The 18,530-nt window shown below is 67.9% G+C and carries 19 protein-coding genes; 10 read left to right on the forward strand and 9 right to left on the reverse strand.

Annotated features, from left to right (window positions below):
* Nucleotides 1–6 precede the first annotated feature (6 nt).
* Entirely contained in the window at nt 7–1,041 is a 1,035-nt protein-coding gene (locus AC0VYB_RS05830) for an IS30 family transposase (RefSeq protein WP_009381402.1), read from the forward strand.
* Between the two features lie 19 nt (nt 1,042–1,060).
* On the forward strand, nt 1,061–1,528 hold the full coding sequence (locus AC0VYB_RS05835; protein WP_475385074.1) for a hypothetical protein: 468 nt from the start codon (nt 1,061–1,063) through the stop codon (nt 1,526–1,528).
* Nucleotides 1,529–1,562: 34 nt separating this feature from the next.
* On the opposite strand, the gene rraA is transcribed toward AC0VYB_RS05835, so the two are convergent.
* Nucleotides 1,563–2,072, reverse strand: a complete 510-nt coding sequence (gene rraA, locus AC0VYB_RS05840) for a ribonuclease E activity regulator RraA (RefSeq protein WP_063250575.1) — start codon at nt 2,070–2,072, stop codon at nt 1,563–1,565.
* A complete protein-coding gene (locus AC0VYB_RS05845; protein WP_063250576.1) occupies nt 2,044–2,454 on the reverse strand; it encodes a VOC family protein in 411 nt (136 codons plus the stop codon). Before AC0VYB_RS05845 ends, rraA begins: the two co-directional genes overlap by 29 nt.
* Nucleotides 2,455–2,540: 86 nt before the next feature.
* On the opposite strand from AC0VYB_RS05845, the gene AC0VYB_RS05850 reads away from it, so the two are divergent.
* The 3 genes from AC0VYB_RS05850 (at nt 2,541) to AC0VYB_RS05860 (ending at nt 4,441) form a co-directional block, all read left to right on the forward strand.
* Entirely contained in the window at nt 2,541–2,702 is a 162-nt protein-coding gene (locus AC0VYB_RS05850; protein ID WP_162909073.1) for a hypothetical protein, read from the forward strand.
* A 140-nt stretch (nt 2,703–2,842) separates the two neighbouring features.
* On the forward strand, nt 2,843–4,120 hold the full coding sequence (nhaA, locus tag AC0VYB_RS05855) for a Na+/H+ antiporter NhaA (RefSeq protein ID WP_222125952.1): 1,278 nt from the start codon (nt 2,843–2,845) through the stop codon (nt 4,118–4,120).
* 159 nt (nt 4,121–4,279) lie between these two features.
* Entirely contained in the window at nt 4,280–4,441 is a 162-nt protein-coding gene (locus AC0VYB_RS05860) for a hypothetical protein (protein WP_162909074.1), read from the forward strand.
* A gap of 145 nt (nt 4,442–4,586) precedes the next feature.
* Here AC0VYB_RS05860 and AC0VYB_RS05865 read toward each other — a convergent pair whose 3' ends face one another.
* Nucleotides 4,587–5,507, reverse strand: coding sequence for a LysR family transcriptional regulator (locus AC0VYB_RS05865; RefSeq protein ID WP_119296607.1), 921 nt, complete (start codon nt 5,505–5,507; stop codon nt 4,587–4,589).
* A 114-nt stretch (nt 5,508–5,621) separates the two neighbouring features.
* Here AC0VYB_RS05865 and AC0VYB_RS05870 point away from each other — a divergent pair, with 114 nt between their 5' ends.
* Both AC0VYB_RS05870 and AC0VYB_RS05875 read left to right on the forward strand, forming a co-directional pair.
* On the forward strand, nt 5,622–8,690 hold the full coding sequence (locus tag AC0VYB_RS05870) for a cytochrome P450 (RefSeq protein WP_119296608.1): 3,069 nt from the start codon (nt 5,622–5,624) through the stop codon (nt 8,688–8,690).
* 115 nt (nt 8,691–8,805) lie between these two features.
* On the forward strand, nt 8,806–10,155 hold the full coding sequence (locus tag AC0VYB_RS05875; RefSeq protein WP_063250580.1) for an MFS transporter: 1,350 nt from the start codon (nt 8,806–8,808) through the stop codon (nt 10,153–10,155).
* A 181-nt stretch (nt 10,156–10,336) separates the two neighbouring features.
* Here AC0VYB_RS05875 and AC0VYB_RS05880 read toward each other — a convergent pair whose 3' ends face one another.
* Both AC0VYB_RS05880 and AC0VYB_RS05885 read right to left on the reverse strand, forming a co-directional pair.
* Nucleotides 10,337–11,029 (reverse strand): response regulator transcription factor, encoded by a 693-nt coding sequence (locus AC0VYB_RS05880; RefSeq protein WP_009374749.1) that lies wholly within the window; start codon nt 11,027–11,029, stop codon nt 10,337–10,339.
* Between the two features lie 67 nt (nt 11,030–11,096).
* On the reverse strand, nt 11,097–12,593 hold the full coding sequence (locus AC0VYB_RS05885; RefSeq protein ID WP_009374750.1) for a sensor histidine kinase: 1,497 nt from the start codon (nt 12,591–12,593) through the stop codon (nt 11,097–11,099).
* 373 nt (nt 12,594–12,966) lie between these two features.
* On the opposite strand from AC0VYB_RS05885, the gene AC0VYB_RS05890 reads away from it, so the two are divergent.
* Nucleotides 12,967–13,845: a DUF4352 domain-containing protein gene (locus AC0VYB_RS05890; RefSeq protein ID WP_040340914.1), complete on the forward strand. Its 879-nt coding sequence runs from the start codon at nt 12,967–12,969 to the stop codon at nt 13,843–13,845.
* Between the two features lie 119 nt (nt 13,846–13,964).
* Here the strand turns inward: AC0VYB_RS05890 and AC0VYB_RS05895 are convergent, their stop codons facing one another.
* The 3 genes from AC0VYB_RS05895 to AC0VYB_RS05905 are packed head-to-tail and all read right to left on the reverse strand — an operon-like array spanning nt 13,965 to nt 16,229.
* Nucleotides 13,965–14,753 (reverse strand): fructosamine kinase family protein, encoded by a 789-nt coding sequence (locus AC0VYB_RS05895; protein WP_259864261.1) that lies wholly within the window; start codon nt 14,751–14,753, stop codon nt 13,965–13,967.
* 9 nt (nt 14,754–14,762) lie between these two features.
* Nucleotides 14,763–15,311 carry a GNAT family N-acetyltransferase gene (locus tag AC0VYB_RS05900; RefSeq protein ID WP_259864258.1) on the reverse strand — a complete coding sequence of 183 codons (549 nt, stop codon included), beginning with the start codon at nt 15,309–15,311 and terminating at the stop codon, nt 14,763–14,765.
* Between the two features lie 12 nt (nt 15,312–15,323).
* A complete protein-coding gene (locus AC0VYB_RS05905) occupies nt 15,324–16,229 on the reverse strand; it encodes a macrolide 2'-phosphotransferase (protein ID WP_259800676.1) in 906 nt (301 codons plus the stop codon).
* A 202-nt stretch (nt 16,230–16,431) separates the two neighbouring features.
* On the opposite strand from AC0VYB_RS05905, the gene AC0VYB_RS05910 reads away from it, so the two are divergent.
* Entirely contained in the window at nt 16,432–17,604 is a 1,173-nt protein-coding gene (locus AC0VYB_RS05910; protein WP_009374755.1) for an ifapsoriasin-like protein, read from the forward strand.
* Between the two features lie 33 nt (nt 17,605–17,637).
* A complete protein-coding gene (locus AC0VYB_RS05915; RefSeq protein ID WP_009374756.1) occupies nt 17,638–17,784 on the forward strand; it encodes a GPGG-motif small membrane protein in 147 nt (48 codons plus the stop codon).
* A 13-nt stretch (nt 17,785–17,797) separates the two neighbouring features.
* Here AC0VYB_RS05915 and AC0VYB_RS05920 read toward each other — a convergent pair whose 3' ends face one another.
* The gene (locus AC0VYB_RS05920) at nt 17,798–18,505 is read right to left on the reverse strand and encodes a DUF998 domain-containing protein (protein WP_205772075.1); all 708 of its coding nucleotides are present in this window, start codon (nt 18,503–18,505) and stop codon (nt 17,798–17,800) included.
* Nucleotides 18,506–18,530: the final 25 nt, after the last annotated feature.

Here is an 18,530-nt window from a genome sequence, read left to right on the forward strand (position 1 = left end):
GTGCAGATGGCGCGGGTGGGGTTGTCGTTCAGCGACAGGTCGGAGATCTCGGCGGCCTCGAAAGCGGGCTGGTCGGTGCGGAGGATCGCCCGTCACCTGGGGCGTTGCCCGTCGGTGATCTCGCGGGAGCTTCACCGGAACTCGACGAAGACCCGCGGCTACCAGGCCGTGACCGCAGACGTCAGAGCGCAGCGTCGGCGAGCTCGCCCGCAGCAGCGGAAGGTCGCGGGGGATCCGGTGCTGCAGGCGAGGGTGGACGCCGACCTGGCCGCGTCCTGGACGCCGAACGAGATAGCGGGCCGGTTGCGTCTGGAGGCGACAGACCCGACCGTTGAACGCATGGCGAACTCTCCTGACGCACGCGGCCGAACCGTCTCCGGTGAGGCTATCTACCAGTACATCTACGCAATCCCGAAGGGTGAGCTCGCCCGCAAGGGCATCTTCCTGCAGTCCAAGCGGACCAAGCGCCGACCACGTACGACCGGGCGGACGCGCGGTGGCCCAATCGTAGGTATGGTCCCGATCGCGGAGCGAGGTGAGGACGCCGCCCAGCGTCGGGTGCCGGGGCACTGGGAGGGTGACCTGATCATCGGGAAGAACGGCACCTCGTGCGCGGCGACGCTGGTGGAGCGGATGAGCGGGTTCACCGGGCTGCTGGCCCTGCCCTCGAAACACGCCGAGCCAACCGCTGACGCGGTCATCGAGTTTTTCAACGACCTGCCCGAGATGATGAAGGCATCGTTGGCGTGGGACCAGGGCAGCGAGATGGCCCAGCACGCGAAGGTCTCCCTGGCCACGGCGATGCCGGTCTACTTCGCCGATCCCCACTCGCCCTGGCAGAGGCCCAGCAACGAGAACACGAACCGGCTCTACCGGGAGTATCTGCCCAAGGGCACGGTGATCCCCGATCACCAGCCCTACCTCACCACCATCGCCGAGGAGATCAACAATCGACCCCGCCGCCGACTGGGCTATCTCACGCCCACCGAGGCATTCGCTCGACTGCTCGCCGGCGAGCCCCATGTTGCTTCGACGCCTTGACATCGCCCTCCCGTCCAGTATGAACACTACGAGCATAAGGAGTCCGTATTTCTCGGTCTTCCTCGCCGCGCAGGTGCACAAACAGGCTAAGGGGTTCCTGTCGAAGCACATCACCGTGGGGCAGATGATGGAGGAGTCCGGGGACATTCACCATCTCGTTCCGAAGAACTACCTGATGAAGTCTGGCGTTACGGACCGTACGCAGTACAACCAGATCGCGAACTTCGCATTGACCGAGACGCCGATCAACATTGGAATCAAAGACAGTGTGCCCGCCGCCTATCTTGGACGCGTTCGAACACAGATCGAGGATGGAAAACTGTCGCTCGGCGAGATCAATTCGCTGGAGGAATTGCAAAAGAGTTTCGCTGAGAATGCGGTCCCGCTGACACTCGAGGAGACGACTGCTGCGAACTACCAGGAGTTCCTGGCCAATCGCAGAGCCACGATGGCCGAGTATATTCGCGACTACTACTTTTCACTTTGACAATGTGAGTTGCGACGCCGAGCGTCCGATCTCGTCAGCGTTCGACGACGACTCCGTCGGCATCGGCGAAGACCATCGCTCCGGGACGGATCGTCGCCCCGCCGAACTCGACGACGATGTCCTGCTCTCCGTCGCCGGTCTTCCCGCTCTTGCGCGGATTGCTCGCCAGGGCCTTGACGCCGAGGTCGAGGGTGGCGAGGACCTCGCGGTCGCGGACGGCGCCGTTGATGACGACGCCGACCCACCCGTTGCCCAGGGCGAGTTCGGCGATCATGTCGCCCATGAGCGCGGTTGCGATCGATCCGCCGCCGTCGACGATGAGGACGGAGCCGTCGCCCGGGCCCGAGAGGACCGACTTCACCAGCGCGTTGTCCTCGAAGCAGCGGACGGTGCGGGCCGGCCCCGAGAACGCGACCTTGTCTCCGAAGTCGATGAAGTTGAGCGCGATGGAATGGAGTTCGGGACCTCGTTCGTCCCAAAGGTCGGCGGTCGAGACGGTCACATGTCCTCCACAGTCATTCGGCGGCGCGGGCGGTCTGCTCATTGCTCACGAGCTCCCAGACGTGATCGTCGGGATCGTGGATGTAGGCGGTGTGCGAGCCGTCGAGGTCGACCGGCGGGTCGGCGCGACCTCCGGCGGCTGCCGCCCGCTGGGCGACGTCATCGACCTCGCCGGGGGAGGTGATCGCGCACGAGACGATGACCGCACCGGGAGCGGGGACGGCCGCGGTGCCGACACCCGCACGGTCGAGGTAGGTGCGGTACTCCGCCTCGGCGATGAGGAAGAGGGAGAGGTGGGGGAGTTCGAAAGCGACGATGATGTCGTCGGCGTCGGAAGGCTCGAGGTCGAAGCACTCCCGGTAGAAGCGCAGAGAGCGATCGAGGTCGGCGGCGGGCAGGCAGACGACGACGGCAGCGGGTCTCATGCCAGCACCGTAGCACGGGACCGAACCCCCTCACAGGGGCCCGGCGTGATTGGCCCAGGTCCCGGCGTTGTCGATAGAGTAGAGGGGTGCCTTCTTCCGTTTCGACCCTCCGGCAGTCCGTCCGCGACGCCGTTTTCCCGAAGTCGAAGCTCATGACGACTCTGTCGAACGGCACGAACGGGTGGATGAGTTCCTGGGGGACGAACGCCCACGGTGAGATCGCCGGCTGCCCGCCGCCGCGCCGCTGACACGCGGATCCGCCCTCTCGGGGTGGATCGACGCGCCCGCGCGCCCTCATCCCATCTCTGCGAAAGCGACCTCACCGATGTCTTCGGCCACCCCTGATTCCTCTGCTCCTGCTCGTTCCCTCCGCCAGACGATCGCCCGTGTGCTCAAGCACGACGCCGTCGGCGGCATCCTCCTGCTCGCTGCGACCGCAGCCGCGATCGTCCTTGCGAACTCCCCGGCGGCCGACTGGTACGAGAGCCTCCGCTCGACGAAATTCGGCCCCGAGTCCCTCAAGCTCAACCTCTCGGTGAACAGCTGGGCTTCGGACGGGCTGCTCGCGATCTTCTTCTTCGTCGTCGGCCTCGAACTCAAAGAGGAGTTCGTCGCCGGCAGGCTGCGCGACCCGAGGACCGCGGCGATCCCGGTGGCCGCTGCCATCGGCGGTGTCGCCGTGCCCTCGCTGCTCTACGTGCTCGTCAACCTCGATTCGGGCGGCGGTGCACTCAACGGCTGGGCGATCCCCGCGGCCACGGACATCGCGTTCGCCGTGGCGATCATCGCGATGGTCGGCAGATTCCTGCCGCCCGCGCTGCGGACCTTCCTCCTCACCCTCGCCGTCGTCGACGATCTCCTCGCCATCGCCATCATCGCGGTCTTCTACACCGACGATCTGGCATGGGCCCCGCTCGGCCTCGCGCTGCTTCCGCTGCTCGCGTTCGGCTTCGCCGTGCAGCGGGGGATCCACGCGTGGTGGATCCTCATGCCGCTCGCGTTCGCGACCTGGACCCTCGTCCATGCCTCCGGCATCCATGCGACGATCGCCGGCGTCCTCCTCGGATTCACCGTGCCGGTGGCAGCGAAGGCGCGTCGCGGGAAGGTGCGCCGCGGGAAGGCGGCTGAGCGCGGATTCCACGCCCATGACGGCATCCACGGCGCCGAGGGGCACGGGCCAGCCGCCCGCTTCGCCGATGCCTGGAGCATCCCCTCCGCGGTGATCGCGGTGCCGATCTTCGCGTTCTTCGCCGCCGGGGTCGACGTCGGCGGACTCTCGGGCCTCGCCGAATCACTGGTGAGCCCGGTCGCCGTCGGGATCATCCTCGGGCTCGTCCTTGGCAAGCCGGTCGGCATCGCGGTCTCGGCCTTCGTCGTCACGCGGATCCGAGGATTCTCCCTCGACCCCACGTTCCGGTGGGTCGACCTCATCGGCGTTTCGTGCCTGGCCGGAGTCGGCTTCACCGTGTCCCTGCTCATCGGCGATCTCAGCTTCGGCGAAGGCGACGACCGCGCGCAGATCGTCAAGGTCGGTGTGCTCTGCGGCTCCCTTCTCGCCGCGCTCATCGGGGCCGTCTGGCTCGCCGTGCGCAACCGGCACTACCGTCTGGCCGGTCGCACCCACGATCTCGTCCGCGACGGCGGCATGACGCGCTCGTCCGCCTGAGGGCGACGGTGCCCTCGCGGAGGTGACCGGTCACCGGTCGCCTCCGCCGACGGCGTGTCGGGCGCCGATTCCCGAATCGGCCAGGCTTCCTGTATCCGAATCCGTTCTCACCGGGCAAAATGGAGATGACACACTCATCACCGATGGAGGCACGCGATCATGTCCGAGACTTCCGAACCCGCAGACGAGCCCACCGAGACCACCGGCCCCACGGCCGAGGAGCTCGACGCCCAAGCCGCCGACCGCGCTCACCAGGACGAGCTCGTCGAGGAATGGGGAGACGAGTCGTTCCCTGCCAGTGACCCGCCGGAGAACTACTGATCCGATGAGCCGCTCTCGTCGTCGGACGGGGGCGGCTCTGTCTTTCGGGCCGAGCCGGAAACCGGGCCGGTCTCGTCGTCGAGGCGGCTGGGCGGGCGGCGGCGCACCGTCACCGACCACCGGCCGGCGGCGTCGAGGGCATTCGTCACCCGTGCCCCCACTCCCGGGCGAGGGCGAACTCGATGAGGGCCTCCACCCGTGCGGGCAGGGTGATGCCTGAGGGCCAGATGACCTCGACGCCGACCGGCTCGACCGCCGGCTCGATCTCCTTGATCACCAGGGGGTAGCCCTCATAGCTGGCGGGATTGCGCAGGCGCTGGACGAGCACTCCATAACCGAGCCCGCGACCGACGAGCGTGCGCACGACCTCGTAGCTCGTCGTCCGGTGCCGCACCTTCGGCTGGAGGCCGCGGTCATGGAACATCGAGAGCGTGTGCTGGCTCGACGGGGGCGAGTCGAGGAGGATCATGTCGCGCTCGACGAGGTCCTCGAGGCGCACCGTCTCCCGGTCGGCGAACGGATCGTCGGCGGCGAGGACGACATGGGCGGGGAGGTCGAAGAGGCGTACGTGGTTGGGGGTGCCGGGGATGAGCGTCTCGTAGACGAAGGCGACGTCGATCTCACCCGATTCGAGACGTCCCGCGAGGCGGTCCTGCGTGGTCTCGACGATCTCGAGGCCCACCCGCGGGTGCTGGTCGCCGAACTCGGCGAGGAGGACGGGGAGGATCACCGGCGCCAGGGTCGGATAGCAGCCGATCGTCACCGGCCCCGCGAGTTCGCCGTCGGTGGTCGTGAGTTCGCGCTGCAGTTCGTTCGCCTCGGCGATGAGGGTCTGCGCGCGGGCGACGACCTGCTTTCCTGCGGCCGTGAGGACGAGTCCCTGCGCCTTCCTCCGCACGCACAGATGGGATTGGAGCTGATGCTCGAGCGCGGTGATGGCGTCCGAGATCGCCGAGGAGGAGACATGGAGTTCCGCCGCTGCGGCTGAGATCGTGCCCAGGCGGGCTGCCGTGACGAGGTAGGAGAGCTGGCGCAGGCTGAAGTTGGGGACGAGGTCTGCATGCATATTCGACTTTTCCGAACTAGTAATGCGATTAATTCCGCTTTTCCTTTTCTTCCATTCTCCACATACTGGTCTGTGAACGCCATCACAGATCTCGAAGATGAGGGGGAGACAACGATGACTTCTCAGCTCCACGCCGACGCGCCGCAGACCGCGGACCAGGTTCCGGTCGCCGATTGGGTGACGATCCCCGACCTCTACGCGGACCCGTTCCCCATCTACGAACGACTGCGCGCCGAAGGCGGAGTCCACTGGGTGCCGTCGGTCAACCGCTACCTCATCACCAGCTATGAAGCGGTCAGCGAGACCGAGCACGACCAGGAGGTCTACTCGGCCAACGAGAAGGACTCACTGCAGATCCGTGCGATGGGCCACTCGATGCTCCGCCGTGACGATCCCGAGCACTATGCGCAGCGCCGCGCCTGGCAGCCCGTCCTCAAGCCGGGCTACGTCAAGCGGATCTGGACGAAGATGTATCGCGAGGTCGCCGAGGACCTCCTCGCGAAGCTCATCGAGAAGGGTCCGGGATCGGACCTCATCTGGGACTTCGCCGCCCCGTACGCCGCCGAGACGCTGCGGCGGATGATCGGGCTCTACAACGTCGGCCAGGAGGACATGCAGCGCTGGTCCCAGACGCTCATCGACGGCGTCGGCAACTACTCCGACGACCCCGTCGTCTGGGCGAAGGCCGAGCGGTCCTTCAACGAGGTCGACCTCGCCCTCGACGAGATGCTCGACCACCACCTCACCCACCGCGACGACTCCCTCCTCTCCGGGCTGCTCTCGATGCCCGGGGACAGGATGCCGATCGAGCAGATCCGAGCGAACATCAAGATGACGATCGGCGGGGGACTCAACGAACCCCGCGACGCCCTCGGAGTCGCAGCCCTGGCGATGTTCGAACACCCCGAACAGCGGGCCGCGGCCATGGCCAACCCTGCTCTGTGGGCGACGGTCTTCGAGGAGACCATCCGGTGGATCGCCCCCATCGGCATGTACTCCCGCCAGGTCACCCGCGACACGGTCCTCGCCGGCACCCCTCTGCCGGCGGGTGCAAAGCTCGGCATCTGCGTGCTCTCAGCCAACCGCGATGAGACCGTCTGGGCCGAGGCCGAGAAGTTCAACATCCATCGCGAGGTCAAGCCCCACCTCGCCTTCAGCAAGGGCGTCCACGTCTGCCTCGGCAACTGGGCGGCCCGAGCCGAGATCGCCGACGTCGCCCTGCCGCTGCTCTTCAACAGCCTGAAGGGCCTCGAGATCGACACCACGCAGGAGACGACAATCGGCGGATGGGTCTTCCGCGGCATGCTCACGCTGCCGGTGACGTGGACCGGGGCCACAGCCGGACCCGACTACGGTGCCGCCGTCACCGGGGGGACCACCTCGGCGGGGGAGTCGGGCACTGACCGCGGACCCGGACCCAAGGTCGCCGTCGTCGGCTCCGGACCGTCGGGCTGCTTCTCCGCGAAGGAGATCCTCCGTCAGGTTCCCGGCAGCTCCGTCGACGTCTTCGACCGACTTCCCGTACCGTACGGACTGCTGCGCTACGGTGTCGCCGCCGACCACCAGGGCACGAAGTCCGTGTCCACGCAGTTCGACCGACTCTTCGCCGACCCCCGGGCCCGCTTCATCGGCAACACCGAACTCGGCCGCGACATCTCGATGGACGACCTCAGGTCGAACTACGATGCCGTCGTCCTCGCCAGCGGACTCTCCCACGACCGCGACCTCGCGGTGCCCGGAGCCGACCTCGACCGGGTCTATCGGGCAGGCACCCTCACCCGGATCCTCAACGGTCACCCCGACGAGGCGGCCGCTCCTGCCGTGACCCTCGGCTCGCGTGTCGCCATCGTCGGCCAGGGCAACGTCGCCGTCGACATCGTCCGCCTCCTCACCAGTCAGGACGAGACACTCGAGGGCAGCGACCTCGACGACCGCGTCTACCGGCCGCTGCGCGCCGACATCTCCCGCCTCGACGTCATCGGCAGGTCGGGGCCGAGCGCGGCGAAGTTCGATCCGGTGATGATCCGCGAACTCGCCCGCGTCCGCGGACTCCGACACGTCCTCCACGGTGTCGACCTCGAGACCACCGCCCCGGGCAAGGACGCGAAGTTCGACGCGCTGCGCGACCTCCTCGATCCCGCGATCGACGGCCATGCCTCCGGTGCATCGATCGAGGTCCACTGGTGGTTCACCGCCGTTCCGGAAGCGATCACCGGAACCGACGGCGCGGTGTCCGGCATCGACATCGACGTCGCCGGGGAAGCCGTCCACCTCGAGGTCGATTCGGTGATCACAGCGATCGGCTTCGTCCGCGACACGGCCACAGTCGCCCGCCAGGGCATCTGCCCGGTCTCGCCGATCCCCGGCGACGGACGGATCAGCGATGGTCTCTTCGCGATCGGCTGGCTCAAGGGCAACGGCCGCGGCACGATCCCCGACCAGCGCACCGAGGCGAAGACGCTCGCGGCGTCGATGGCCGCCGAGGTCAACGCCGGGACGATCTCGAACGGCGCTGCGGGGCTCGACCCCGGTGCGCAGTCCACGGACTTCGACGGCTGGCGTCGCATCGACCTCCGCGAGCGCCTCGGCGCGGGTGTCGGGCGCTGCCGGTCGAAGATCACCGACCGACAGGAACTGCTCTCCGCCGCGCGGGATGAGAGCCTCGACGCGCAGCTCGAGACCTCCTCGGGCAGCGTCGGCCACGACCTTGCCCCCGACGTTCCGCTGACGATCCTCTTCGGCACCGAGTCGGGCAATGCGGAGCTCGTCTCCGAGGAGCTGGGGGCGTTCATCGGAGAGCGCGACGACCTCGTCATCGCCGACCTCGCGACGCTCAGCCCCGCCGACCTCGACCCGAACCGCTTCCACCTCGTCGTGTGCTCGACCTACGGCGACGGGGAGGTCCCGAGCTCGGCGAGGGAGTTCTACGCCCAGCTGCAGGAGGGCGACGTCGACCTCACCGGGGTGCGGTTCGCGGTGTTCGGGATGGGCGATGCGAGCTATACGAAGACGTACTCGCGCGGCAGCGAGCTCCTCACCGAGGCCCTCGAGGCCCGAGGCGCGACTCGGGTGGGCGAGTACGGTCGCCACGATGCCAGCGGCACCGTCCCCGCGGGGGAGGCCGCATGCGAATGGGCGGAAGGAGTGCTCTCGAATCTGACGACAGAACACTCTCCTGCCTGACCCGCGCCACGGGCAGGGCTCACTCCACGACCGCGTTCCACGAGCCCTGCCCGCCGGCGCTGTGCTCCACTCCACGGCCACAGCACTGCAATCACGATCGAACAAGGACGTTCTCATGACTGTCACTCACGGAACCACGCCGCAGGCGAAGCGGACTCAGCGGAAGGTCGCCTTCGCCACCGTCATCGGCACGACGATCGAGTGGTACGACTACTTCACGTACTCGACCGCCGCTGCCCTCGTCTTCGCCCAGCTCTACTTCGCGCCCGCCGGCGAGGCGGGCGCCCAGATGCTCTCCTTCGCGACGATCGGCATCTCGTTCCTCTTCCGGCCCCTCGGCGCGTTCCTCGCCGGGCACTTCGGTGACCGGCTCGGGCGCCGTTTCATCCTCGTCGTCACGCTTGTGACGATGGGTGTGGCGACCGCGCTCATCGGCCTCATCCCCACCTATGCGGCCATCGGCGTCGCCGCTCCGATCATCCTCATCCTGCTCCGCATCATCCAGGGGCTGTCCGCGGGCGGCGAATGGGGCGGTGCCGCGCTGCTCGCCGTAGAACACGCCGAGGTGACCCGGCGCGGCCGAGCCGGGTGCTACCCGCAGCTCGGCGTGCCCTTGGGCATGCTGCTCTCCTCGGGCGTCATCGCGCTCATGACCGGCGTCATCTCGCCCGGGGATGCGTTCCTCGAATGGGGATGGAGGATTCCGTTCCTCCTCTCCGTCGTCCTCATCGGCGTCGGCTACTGGGTGCGCCGCACGGTCGAGGACACGCCGGTGTTCCAGGAGATCCAGGAGGAGTCGGCCAAGCGCAAGGCGCCGATCCTCGTCCTCTTCAAGAAGCACCTTCCCCTCGTCATCGTTGCGGCCCTCATCTTCGCCGGCAACAACGCGAGCGGCTACATGACGACCGGCGGCTTCGTCACGAAGTACGCGACCGACCCCGTCGGCTTCGCCCCCATCGATGTGCTCCTGGCGATCACCTTCGGGTCGTTCGTGTGGCTGCTCTCGACGGCCGTCTCGGGTTACCTCGCCGACGCCATCGGGCGGGTGAAGACCTACGTCTTGGGCTTCATCATCCTCATCGTCGCCGCGTTCCCGCTGTTCTGGCTCATCAACACCGGCAACCTCGGGCTCATGTACCTTGCGCTCGGTGTCTTCTCCATCGGGCTCGGCCTCTCGTACGGGCCGCAGGCGGCCCTCTACGTCGAGCTGTTCCCCGCCTCGATCCGCTTCAGCGGCGTCGCGATCTCCTATGCCCTCGGTGCGGTCATCGGCGGAGCGTTCGCCCCGACGATCGCTCAGGCTCTGCTCGAGGCGACCGGGACGACCGCTTCGGTGTCGCTCTACCTCGTCATCATGGCCGGCATCTCGCTGTTCGCCGTCTCCCTGGTCAAGGACCGGCGCGGCATCGATCTGTCAGTGAACAACGAAGACGCCCAGACTGTGGGGGTGTGGCGCCGGGGCTGACCTCGCCGAGGCGGCCGTCGGACATCGACGGTCGCCTCGCCGGTCAGTTCGGAGGCCTCGTCGGTGCCCTGGGCCGGTTGCTCGGGGCATCGATGCGTGCGCAGAATCAACGACTTGCGTGTCGCCAGTCGGGGGTCCGCGCCATGACGAGGAATCAGGGGCCTGCTGCCGGCGGAGGGGCTCAGCCGGTCGACGGCGGTCGCATCGCCGGCAGCTGAGCGCGTTCGACGATGACGGCGATGTGGACGCGGTTGCTCGTGTCGAGCTTGATGTTGATCCGATTGAGATGCGTCTTCACGGTCGCCTGACTCATGAACATCGTGTCGGCGATCTCCTGGTTCGACAGGCCCTGCGCGACGTAGACGGCGATCTCGAGCTCACGTTCGGTGAGGTCGGCGAGCAGCTCCTCGGCTTCGCGCTGCATCGTGCGCGCTGAGCGGGACGTGGCGTTTCCGATCAGTCGTCTGAGGGCGACAGGGGAGACGAACGGCTCATCGGCGTGGACTCTGCGGATCGCCTCGGCGAGGGCGGAGGGGCCGATGTCCTTGACGAGGTATCCGGCGGCTCCGGCCTCCAGAGCGCGATAGAGGTAATCGTCGCTGTCGAAGCTCGTGAGCGCGACGACCTTGGGCGGGCGGACGCTGTTGGTGAGCCGTTCGATCGCCTCGATCCCGCCGATGCCGGGCATCCGGATGTCCATGAGGACGATGTCGGGGAAGTGGAGGGCGACCTGGTCGAGGGCGTCCTCACCGCTGAGCGCCGACCCGACCGTCTCGATGTCGTCCGTCGTGCTGAGGATCCCCTTGATCCCGGTGACGACCATCGGGTCGTCGTCGACGACGATGACGCGGATGGGATCGGCGGTCTGGGTCATGGACGACAGACTACCGGAGGGTGAAGACACCGGTGACGACTGCGGTATCAGGCCGGGTCGGTCGGTTTCAGCCTCGGCGGGGGAAGGGCGGGAGGATCACCTCGACGACGAAGTCGCCGTCACGAATACCGATGTGCGCCTCGCCGTCGAGCATGACGGCCCGCTCGCGGATGCCCTCGAGGCCGGATCCCGAACCGGACGTGGACAGTGGACGGCTCGCCGGGGCACCGCCGCGGGAGAACGGCGGGGCCGACGGCCGGGCAGGAAGCACCTCGGCGCCGGTGTCGCGATGGCCGTGACGCGGACTCGGCACAGGCGCGGGATTGACGATGATGAGATGGCCCCCGCGGTCGGCGGAGACCGAGACCTCGACCGTCACAGGCGCTCCGGGGGCGTGCTTCATCGCGTTCGTCAGGGACTCCTGGACGATCCGGTACACAGCTCGGTCGAAGCTCGTCGATGCGCTCTCGACGTCCTGGATGATGATCGAGGGGCGCACGATCGTGCCGGTGGCCTGCACCGACGTGATGAGCTGGGGGATCGAGCGCATCGAGGCCAGGCTCGGGGGAGTCGACTGCTCCTTGTGCGGGCCGGCGCCGGCCAGCGTGCCCTCACGGACTCCGCCGACGAGCTCGCGCAGATCCTCGAGGGAGGCGTGCGCCTCCTGCCGAAGCGCCGAGGCGGTCGACGCGACATCGGCGCCGTCCTTGCTGCCGAGTTCGAGGGCACCGCTGTGGAGGGAGATGACGGAGAGGCGGTGGGAGAGCGTGTCGTGGAGTTCGCGCGCGAGCAGTTCGCGTTCGGACTGGCGCGCGAGTTCGGCCGAGAGCGATTCGTTGCGCTGTGCCTCTCGATCCGCGCGGGCTTCGACCGCTCTCATCCGCTGGGTGCGCCGGATGAGATACCCCAGTCCGAGGCTGAGACCGAGAGCTATGGTGCCGATGCCGATGGTCACGACGTTGACGGCGAGGACGGTGTCTTCCGGAGGTGTGGGGAGCGCGGGATTGCCCGGCTGCACCGCTGAGGAGATGACGAAGAAGCTGAACGGATTGAGTGCCGTCGGGGAAAGGCAGTGTCGCACTATCGAACCGATGACGACGACGGAGCCGGTCACTGCGGCGATGACCGCACTGCGGCGGGACCCCCGGATGATGAGGTGGAACAGTCCGATGAGCATGAGGAGGCAGTCTCCCCACGCCAGTGCCGGGACGAGCCCGACGAGGAAGGGCACCCACGGCCATCTGCGGCGCATGAACACGGTGCCCCACATCGGCAGGAGCAGGATGACGAGGAGGACGCCGATGACGCTGAGAATGCCGTCGCCGAATGCCAGTGTGTTCGCCGTCAGAGCCATCATCGAGGTGAGATAGCCGGAGACGAAGATGACGATCCCGATGAGGATGCTCCCGGTGATCCGCAGCCAGCGCGGGGTCGAGCCGCGCCGACCCGACGCCGAGTGGGTCGCCGATCGGCCGTGCTCAGCCGCCGACCGACTGGTCACGTTGCCTGCAGGAGGCGACCACTGGAGCTGCTGTCCGCTCGTCGCCGCGGGACCGTGCCCCATGGGTGTCGACTGGACGGGATGGCGGGGAGGTCGCGGAGGGATGTTGAGCGCAGGTCGGCGCACGTCCGAACCGTGGCGGCCCGGGGGTGCGCCGTCGCGATCATGCGGCAGCATGCTGCCGGGGTGCTGAGGAGCGCGCGGAGCCCGGGCCGGCTGCGGCGACTGAGCCGGCTGCGGCCGGTGCTGCTCCGGCGGGGGTGGTTGACCTGACACAGATGAATCGTATCGGCAGGGTCTGACACGCGTAGTCCACCGATCGGGTGAAGAGCATCAACCGATCGGCTCGCCTGTTCGATCCGATGGGCGGACGCGCAATCCTGAGAATTCCCCGAGGCTGAACGGGTCAGAATTATTCGCCCCTGCAAGGAGCATCATGTCGAATCCGCCCGACCCATATCCCCAGCAGTCCGGTCCTCAGCAGAACTCTCCCCAGCCGCCCGGTCCCCAGCATCCGGCAGGTCCCCAGCCATCAGGTCAGACTCAGTGGTCGCCGCAGTACGCGGCACCGCAGTACGCCGGTCAGCCGCAGCCCGGTCAGCCTCAGCCCGGTCAGCCTCCCCAGTGGGGCCTGCAGCCGCCGGCCGGCCCCGGCGGCTATCCGGGAATGCACCCGGGGCAGAAGCCTCCGAAGCAGAAGAAGCCCCTGCTCAAGCGCTGGTGGTTCTGGCTCCTCGTCGTCCTTGTCGTCATCATCTTCTTCAGTGCGATCTCCGGAGGCGGCGGAGACGAGACCGAGGACACAGGCTCGACCTCGTCGCAGGGTGGCTCCGACGGTGGTGCGGCAGAGGAGCAGGACACCGGTGAGAAGCCTGCGGAGGACAAGCCCGCCGAGGAGAAGGCCGAGGCCGCCCCCGAGTACGGCATCGGCGATGCCGTCACCGCCGACGGGTGGGAGATCACCGTGAACAAGGTCGAGGACGGAGTCTCGAGCGTCGGTTCGGAGTATCTGAACACCGAGGCACAGGGGCAGTTCGTCACGGTCTCCCTGTCGGTGAAGAACACGAAGAGCTCACCCGAGTACTTCTTCGAGGACAACATCAAACTCGGTGACGACAAGGGCAACACGTACTCCTCTGACTCGGAGGCGGGCATCTACGCCGACGAGGACTCGATCCTCTTCCTCGAGGAGATCAACCCGGGCAACACCGCTGAGGGCGTGCTCGTCTTCGACGTCCCTGAGGACGTCACCCCGGACCGACTCACCTTCGAAGGCGGCATCTTCTCCGATCCCGTGGAGATCTCGCTCAAGTAGTCAGGCGGATCGGCTGCCGTAGGAGCTCGCAGTGGTGCCCGGTCCGATCGGGCCGGGCACTGCTGTTCTCCGTCGGTTCTCAACCGTGACAATCTGACCCGTGGTGAGGGCAGCTGTTCTCACGCCCCCAGTTCCACGCCACGGTCGGTGATCGCGCGGGCAGCGCTCAACGTCTGGTCGAGGAAGCCTCGCCCGAAGAGTCGGACATGGGCGAGGAGTGCGAAGAAGCTGTGGGCCGGCAGGTCCGCGCGCCACGATTCGGGCATAGGATGGGCCGTTTCGTATCCGGCGAAGATCTCGTCGAGGAACGGAGTGCCGAAGAGCGCGAGCATTCCGAGATCCTCGAGGCGGTGCCCACCGTGGGCCGCCGGGTCGATGAGCGTCCCGCCGGCCGGAGTCCACATGAGGTTGCCCGACCAGAGGTCGCCATGGACTCGAGAGGGGGATTCCGTGCCGGAGCCGGCGATGCCGTCGAAGGCTCCTGTCCCGACTGCTGTGATCGCCGAGGCGACCGTGGCATTCTCCTCGGGCGTGAGCTCAGCGGCGACGTCGTCGGCCACCGGCCTCAGGCGCTGGGCGACCCAGAAGTCGGAGAACGACGACGTCGGCTCCACCGACACCTCGAAGGGGGAGTCCAGGGGTCCGAACCATGCGGGTTCCGCCGGCGCCCACCCGAACGCCGGTGCGCCGGAGTCATGGAGGTGGGCGAGTCTGCGTCCGAACTCCGCAGCAGCCTCGGGGCTGGGCGGGACGGAGGTGAGACGTTCGAGCCGGAGGACGTCCTCACCGACGTCGATGACGTCGACGACGGGGATGACCCCGGGTGCGGAGAGCCACTTCAGGCCGGCCGCCTCGGCGGCGAAGAACCCGTGCGGGGCACCTGAACGCTGTTTGAGGAAATCACTCATGGCCCCAGGCTAACGGCCACGGTCCTGCTGGTCCGGACAGAGATCCATGCTCCACCAGATCGAATCGCCGTGGACCGTGTCGGGGGTGCGAACGCTGCTGTCGACGAACCCGACGTTCTCCAGCACGCGGAACGATGGGGCGTTCCACTCGCGAACCGATGCCCACAGTCGGGCCGTCCCCGCGGCTCGCGCCACCTGTACGATCGCGTGGGCCGCCTCGGTCGCATAGCCGAGTCCCTGGAACTCGGCGGCGATCTCGAAGGCGATCTCAGGCTCTGCCCTGGATGCTCCTCCGATCACGGTGCCGCAGTAACCGACGAACTCGGCCGTCGCACGCGTCTCGAGCGCCATGAGCCCGAGTGTCGAGTCTTCGGTCTCGCTGCCTCGGTCGGCGAGTGACTCGGCGAGCTCGGCCACCGTCGGATGTCCCCGGTCGTCGAGGCGACGCCGTGCGGGGACTCGCGGATCACGTTCCGACCACAGGCGCCGAACGACGGCTGCGTCGCCGGGTACCAGTCGCCGCAGGCGCAGACGAGCGGTGAGCAGTTCCTCGGCCATCGACGCTATCCCTCATCCTCTCGGCCCGGTGCCCAACTGCTCCCGCGCCGCCGCCAGATGCTCCTCATCGTCCGTCTCGAGCGCGAAGAGTCCGAGGTCGACGGCCGCCGTCGAGAACAGGTGCGCGCAGTGTTCGGCGAGCTTCGGCCACACCTTCCCGCCGTTCTCGACGTAGCGGTCGACCGTGAGGTCGAAGGCCTCCGGCGACACGCTGGCCTGGTGGAAGGCGAAATCGCGGGCGGGGTCGCCGACGGCCGCCGTCGTCCAATCGAGGAGTCCGAGGATCGTCGGGCCCTCCATGACCTGGTGTGCGGGATAGATCTCACCGTGAGTCACGGTCGTCCACGTCGGCCAGTACCGGTCGTCGGCGAGCCATGCCCTCCACCTGTCGAGGAGTTCTGGCGAGACCTCGAACTCCGCGGCGACGGCGGCGATCTCCTCGCGTTTGCGGGCCCTCACCTCGGCGGGGGATTCGATGGGGATGCCGGAATCGGCCACGATCTCCTCATCGACGGCGTGGAGTTCGGCGAGGACGTCGCCGAGGGAGCGTGCATAGTCCGCGGATTCGAGGTCGAAATGCCACCGAGGCTGTCCCGCGTCATCGATCGACAGCCCCGGAGAACCCGGGAGCAGGGGATAGGCGATGAGGTCATCGGTGTGGATCTTCCAATCCGGGACCGAGAAGCTCAGCTCAGGGCCGATGGCAGCGAGCAGGCGTCCTTCGACGCGGGCGCGGTCGGCGGCATCCGAACGGCGGGGGATCCGCATCACCCACGAACGGCCGTCGGCCGCCTCGGCGATGGCGACACGGAAGTCGAGGCCGAGTTCGCTGACGACGATCGTCGACGGGTCGATCTCGAGGCCGTGGGCGGCGGCCAGGTCGCTGATGGGGATGGTGGGGGCGGGGCTGGGGTGCATCCCACCACTGTCGCTGACCCGCGACACGAAGTACAGCAGACTGGCGGAAAGATGCCTGGCTGTGACGAAGTTGTGTCATACGGCAAGAGATATTCGCAAATACACTTGCCGGTATGGAGGTGCCGTGCAACGATGAGAGGAGCACCGATGTAGTAGTCGAGCCGGCCGAAGAGGGTCGACCGCACTGAAAGGAATTGGGCGCATGAATGGATCCACCATCCTCTGGATCGTCGTCGCAGCTGTCGTCGTCATCGTCGCCATCATCGTCATCGTCGCGGTGAGCCGGAGGGCGGCGGCGAAGAAGCGCGAAGCTCAGCGTCAGGAGGCAGCGCAGATCCGCCAGAATGTCGCCGAGTCCAGCCCGCGCACCGAGGCCTACGAAGCTGAAGCCGGAACCGCCCGCTCCCGCGCCGACCAGGCATACGCGGAGGCCGAGGCGAAGGCGGCGGAGGCCCGTCAGCGCGAAGCCGAGGCACAGGAGGCCGCGGCCAAGGCCGAGCAGTACGACGTCTCGGCCAGCCACCTCGAACAGTCCGCAGAGAAGTCGCGGCTCGAGCAGGAGCGCGACCTCCGCCGCGCCGACGAGCTCGACCCCGATGTCGATGAGCGCACAGGAGAGCGCAGGACCGACCGCGACGCCGACGCTCGCGACTGGGACGTCGATGACCGCGATCAGGACGGTCGCAATCTCAATGACCGCGACGGCCGCGGCTGGGACGACCAGAGCACCCGTGACCGGGACGGCCGCGGCTGGGATGACCAGAGCACCCGTGACCGGGACGGCCGCGGCTGGGATGACCAGAGCACCCGTGACCGGGACGGCCGCGGCTGGGACGACCAGAGCACCCGTGACCGCGACGGCCGCGGCTGGGACGATCGTGATCAGGACGGCCGCGACGGACGCGGCTGGGGCGACCGCGATCGCGACGGCCGCGGCGTCGGAGCTGCCGGTGTGAGCGATCGCGACGACCAGTACGACCGCGACGCGGGCGGTGCCGGCAGGTACGACCGCAACGCCGGTTACGGCAGCACCGACGGCCTCGCCGCCGACGGCGTCGATGGTCGTGATCCCCGCGCAGCACAGGGCGTCGGATCCGATCGTTACGATGGCCGCGACCCGCGCGGTGCCGACCCGTACGAGTCGAACCGATACACCGGTGATCAGGACCCCGACCGCCGGTTCGCCCCGAATCAGGGCGATGTCAACGGAGACGGACGGTACGCCGGGCACCAGGGCGACCCGAACCAGGCCGACCCGTACGCGGCCGACCCGGACCAGGGCGACCTGAACGCAGTCGACCCGACCCGTCCGCGCCGTCTCGACCCGAATCAGCCCGACGTCGACGGCCGCAACCCGAACGCCCCCAGGCACTGAGACCCCCGCGCACCACAACGAAAGGAAGTCATCATGCTCGCCACAATCCTCTGGATCATCGCCGCGATCCTCGTCATCTCAGGAATCTTCGCCATCTTCCGGAAGCAGATCCTCTGGGGTGTCATCCTCATCGTCGTCGGACTCCTTGTCGGACCGGGTGGGGTGAGCATCTTCGCCTAGCCGGGCCCTCCGCTCACGGCGCCCCGATTCCCCTCGGATCGGGGCGCCGTGCTGTGAGCGCGACACCGATGAGCAGCTCCCACGCGATGATCGCGTAGAACCCGATCCGCTCCCACACCCCGTCGGCGAGGATCGTGCCCGCCACCACCCGCACGTCGATCTCGAGCATGACGATCCCGAGGAATCCGACGACTCCGAGCGCGATGCTCACCGCGCCGAGGCGGACGTCGGTGGAGGTCCGCCCGCGACGGCGGAGAAGTGCTGCGCCGGCGACGATCACCGCTGCCTGACCGCCGAGAAGCGCGAGCCCGGCGCCGAGGAGGTGGACCCACCCGAGCCCGGCCGCGATGGTCGCCTGACCGCCATGGACGGCGGCGATGACGACCATCCCGAGCCCATGGACGAGCGCGAAGACGACGAACACACGACCCAGCGGCTGTCGGGAACTGCGGACGGCGAGCACCGCCCCGAGCGCGAAGAGCACGCCCTGGACGCCGAAGCCGAGCGTCATCACCGGCCAGAGCGGGGAGTCGATGCGGCGACCGGCGAGGACCTCGACATCGGGGACGCCGAGGTCGCTGACGTAGTTGACCGCGTACGAATAGTTCGGGAAGGCCGACGCTGCGGCCGCCTCGGCGAGGAGATAGACCAGACCCGCCCCCGCCCAGCAGATTCCGGCGATCCGCAGTTGGCGTTCCGGCACAAGGAGACTTTCCCTCATGCCGACCATGGTAGACCTGCCGGCG

Source organism: Brevibacterium sp. Z349TD_9 (assembly GCF_056173565.1).

Excerpts from the sequence above, each read along its gene's own strand:
- AC0VYB_RS05900 (WP_259864258.1), bottom strand. The coding sequence starts at position 15,311 with ATGGCCGAGGAACTGCTCACCGCTCGTCTGCGCCTGCGGCGACTGGTA.
- AC0VYB_RS05895 (WP_259864261.1), bottom strand. The coding sequence starts at position 14,753 with ATGAGTGATTTCCTCAAACAGCGTTCAGGTGCCCCGCACGGGTTCTTC.
- AC0VYB_RS05875 (WP_063250580.1), top strand. The coding sequence starts at position 8,806 with ATGACTGTCACTCACGGAACCACGCCGCAGGCGAAGCGGACTCAGCGG.
- AC0VYB_RS05865 (WP_119296607.1), bottom strand. The coding sequence starts at position 5,507 with ATGCATGCAGACCTCGTCCCCAACTTCAGCCTGCGCCAGCTCTCCTAC.
- AC0VYB_RS05915 (WP_009374756.1), top strand. The coding sequence starts at position 17,638 with ATGCTCGCCACAATCCTCTGGATCATCGCCGCGATCCTCGTCATCTCA.
- AC0VYB_RS05845 (WP_063250576.1), bottom strand. The coding sequence starts at position 2,454 with ATGAGACCCGCTGCCGTCGTCGTCTGCCTGCCCGCCGCCGACCTCGAT.
- AC0VYB_RS05905 (WP_259800676.1), bottom strand. The coding sequence starts at position 16,229 with ATGCACCCCAGCCCCGCCCCCACCATCCCCATCAGCGACCTGGCCGCC.
- AC0VYB_RS05885 (WP_009374750.1), bottom strand. The coding sequence starts at position 12,593 with ATGGGGCACGGTCCCGCGGCGACGAGCGGACAGCAGCTCCAGTGGTCG.
- AC0VYB_RS05860 (WP_162909074.1), top strand. The coding sequence starts at position 4,280 with ATGTCCGAGACTTCCGAACCCGCAGACGAGCCCACCGAGACCACCGGC.
- AC0VYB_RS05830 (WP_009381402.1), top strand. The coding sequence starts at position 7 with ATGGCGCGGGTGGGGTTGTCGTTCAGCGACAGGTCGGAGATCTCGGCG.
- AC0VYB_RS05870 (WP_119296608.1), top strand. The coding sequence starts at position 5,622 with ATGACTTCTCAGCTCCACGCCGACGCGCCGCAGACCGCGGACCAGGTT.
- rraA (WP_063250575.1), bottom strand. The coding sequence starts at position 2,072 with ATGAGCAGACCGCCCGCGCCGCCGAATGACTGTGGAGGACATGTGACC.
- AC0VYB_RS05920 (WP_205772075.1), bottom strand. The coding sequence starts at position 18,505 with ATGAGGGAAAGTCTCCTTGTGCCGGAACGCCAACTGCGGATCGCCGGA.
- AC0VYB_RS05835 (WP_475385074.1), top strand. The coding sequence starts at position 1,061 with ATGAACACTACGAGCATAAGGAGTCCGTATTTCTCGGTCTTCCTCGCC.
- AC0VYB_RS05880 (WP_009374749.1), bottom strand. The coding sequence starts at position 11,029 with ATGACCCAGACCGCCGATCCCATCCGCGTCATCGTCGTCGACGACGAC.
- AC0VYB_RS05890 (WP_040340914.1), top strand. The coding sequence starts at position 12,967 with ATGTCGAATCCGCCCGACCCATATCCCCAGCAGTCCGGTCCTCAGCAG.
- AC0VYB_RS05910 (WP_009374755.1), top strand. The coding sequence starts at position 16,432 with ATGAATGGATCCACCATCCTCTGGATCGTCGTCGCAGCTGTCGTCGTC.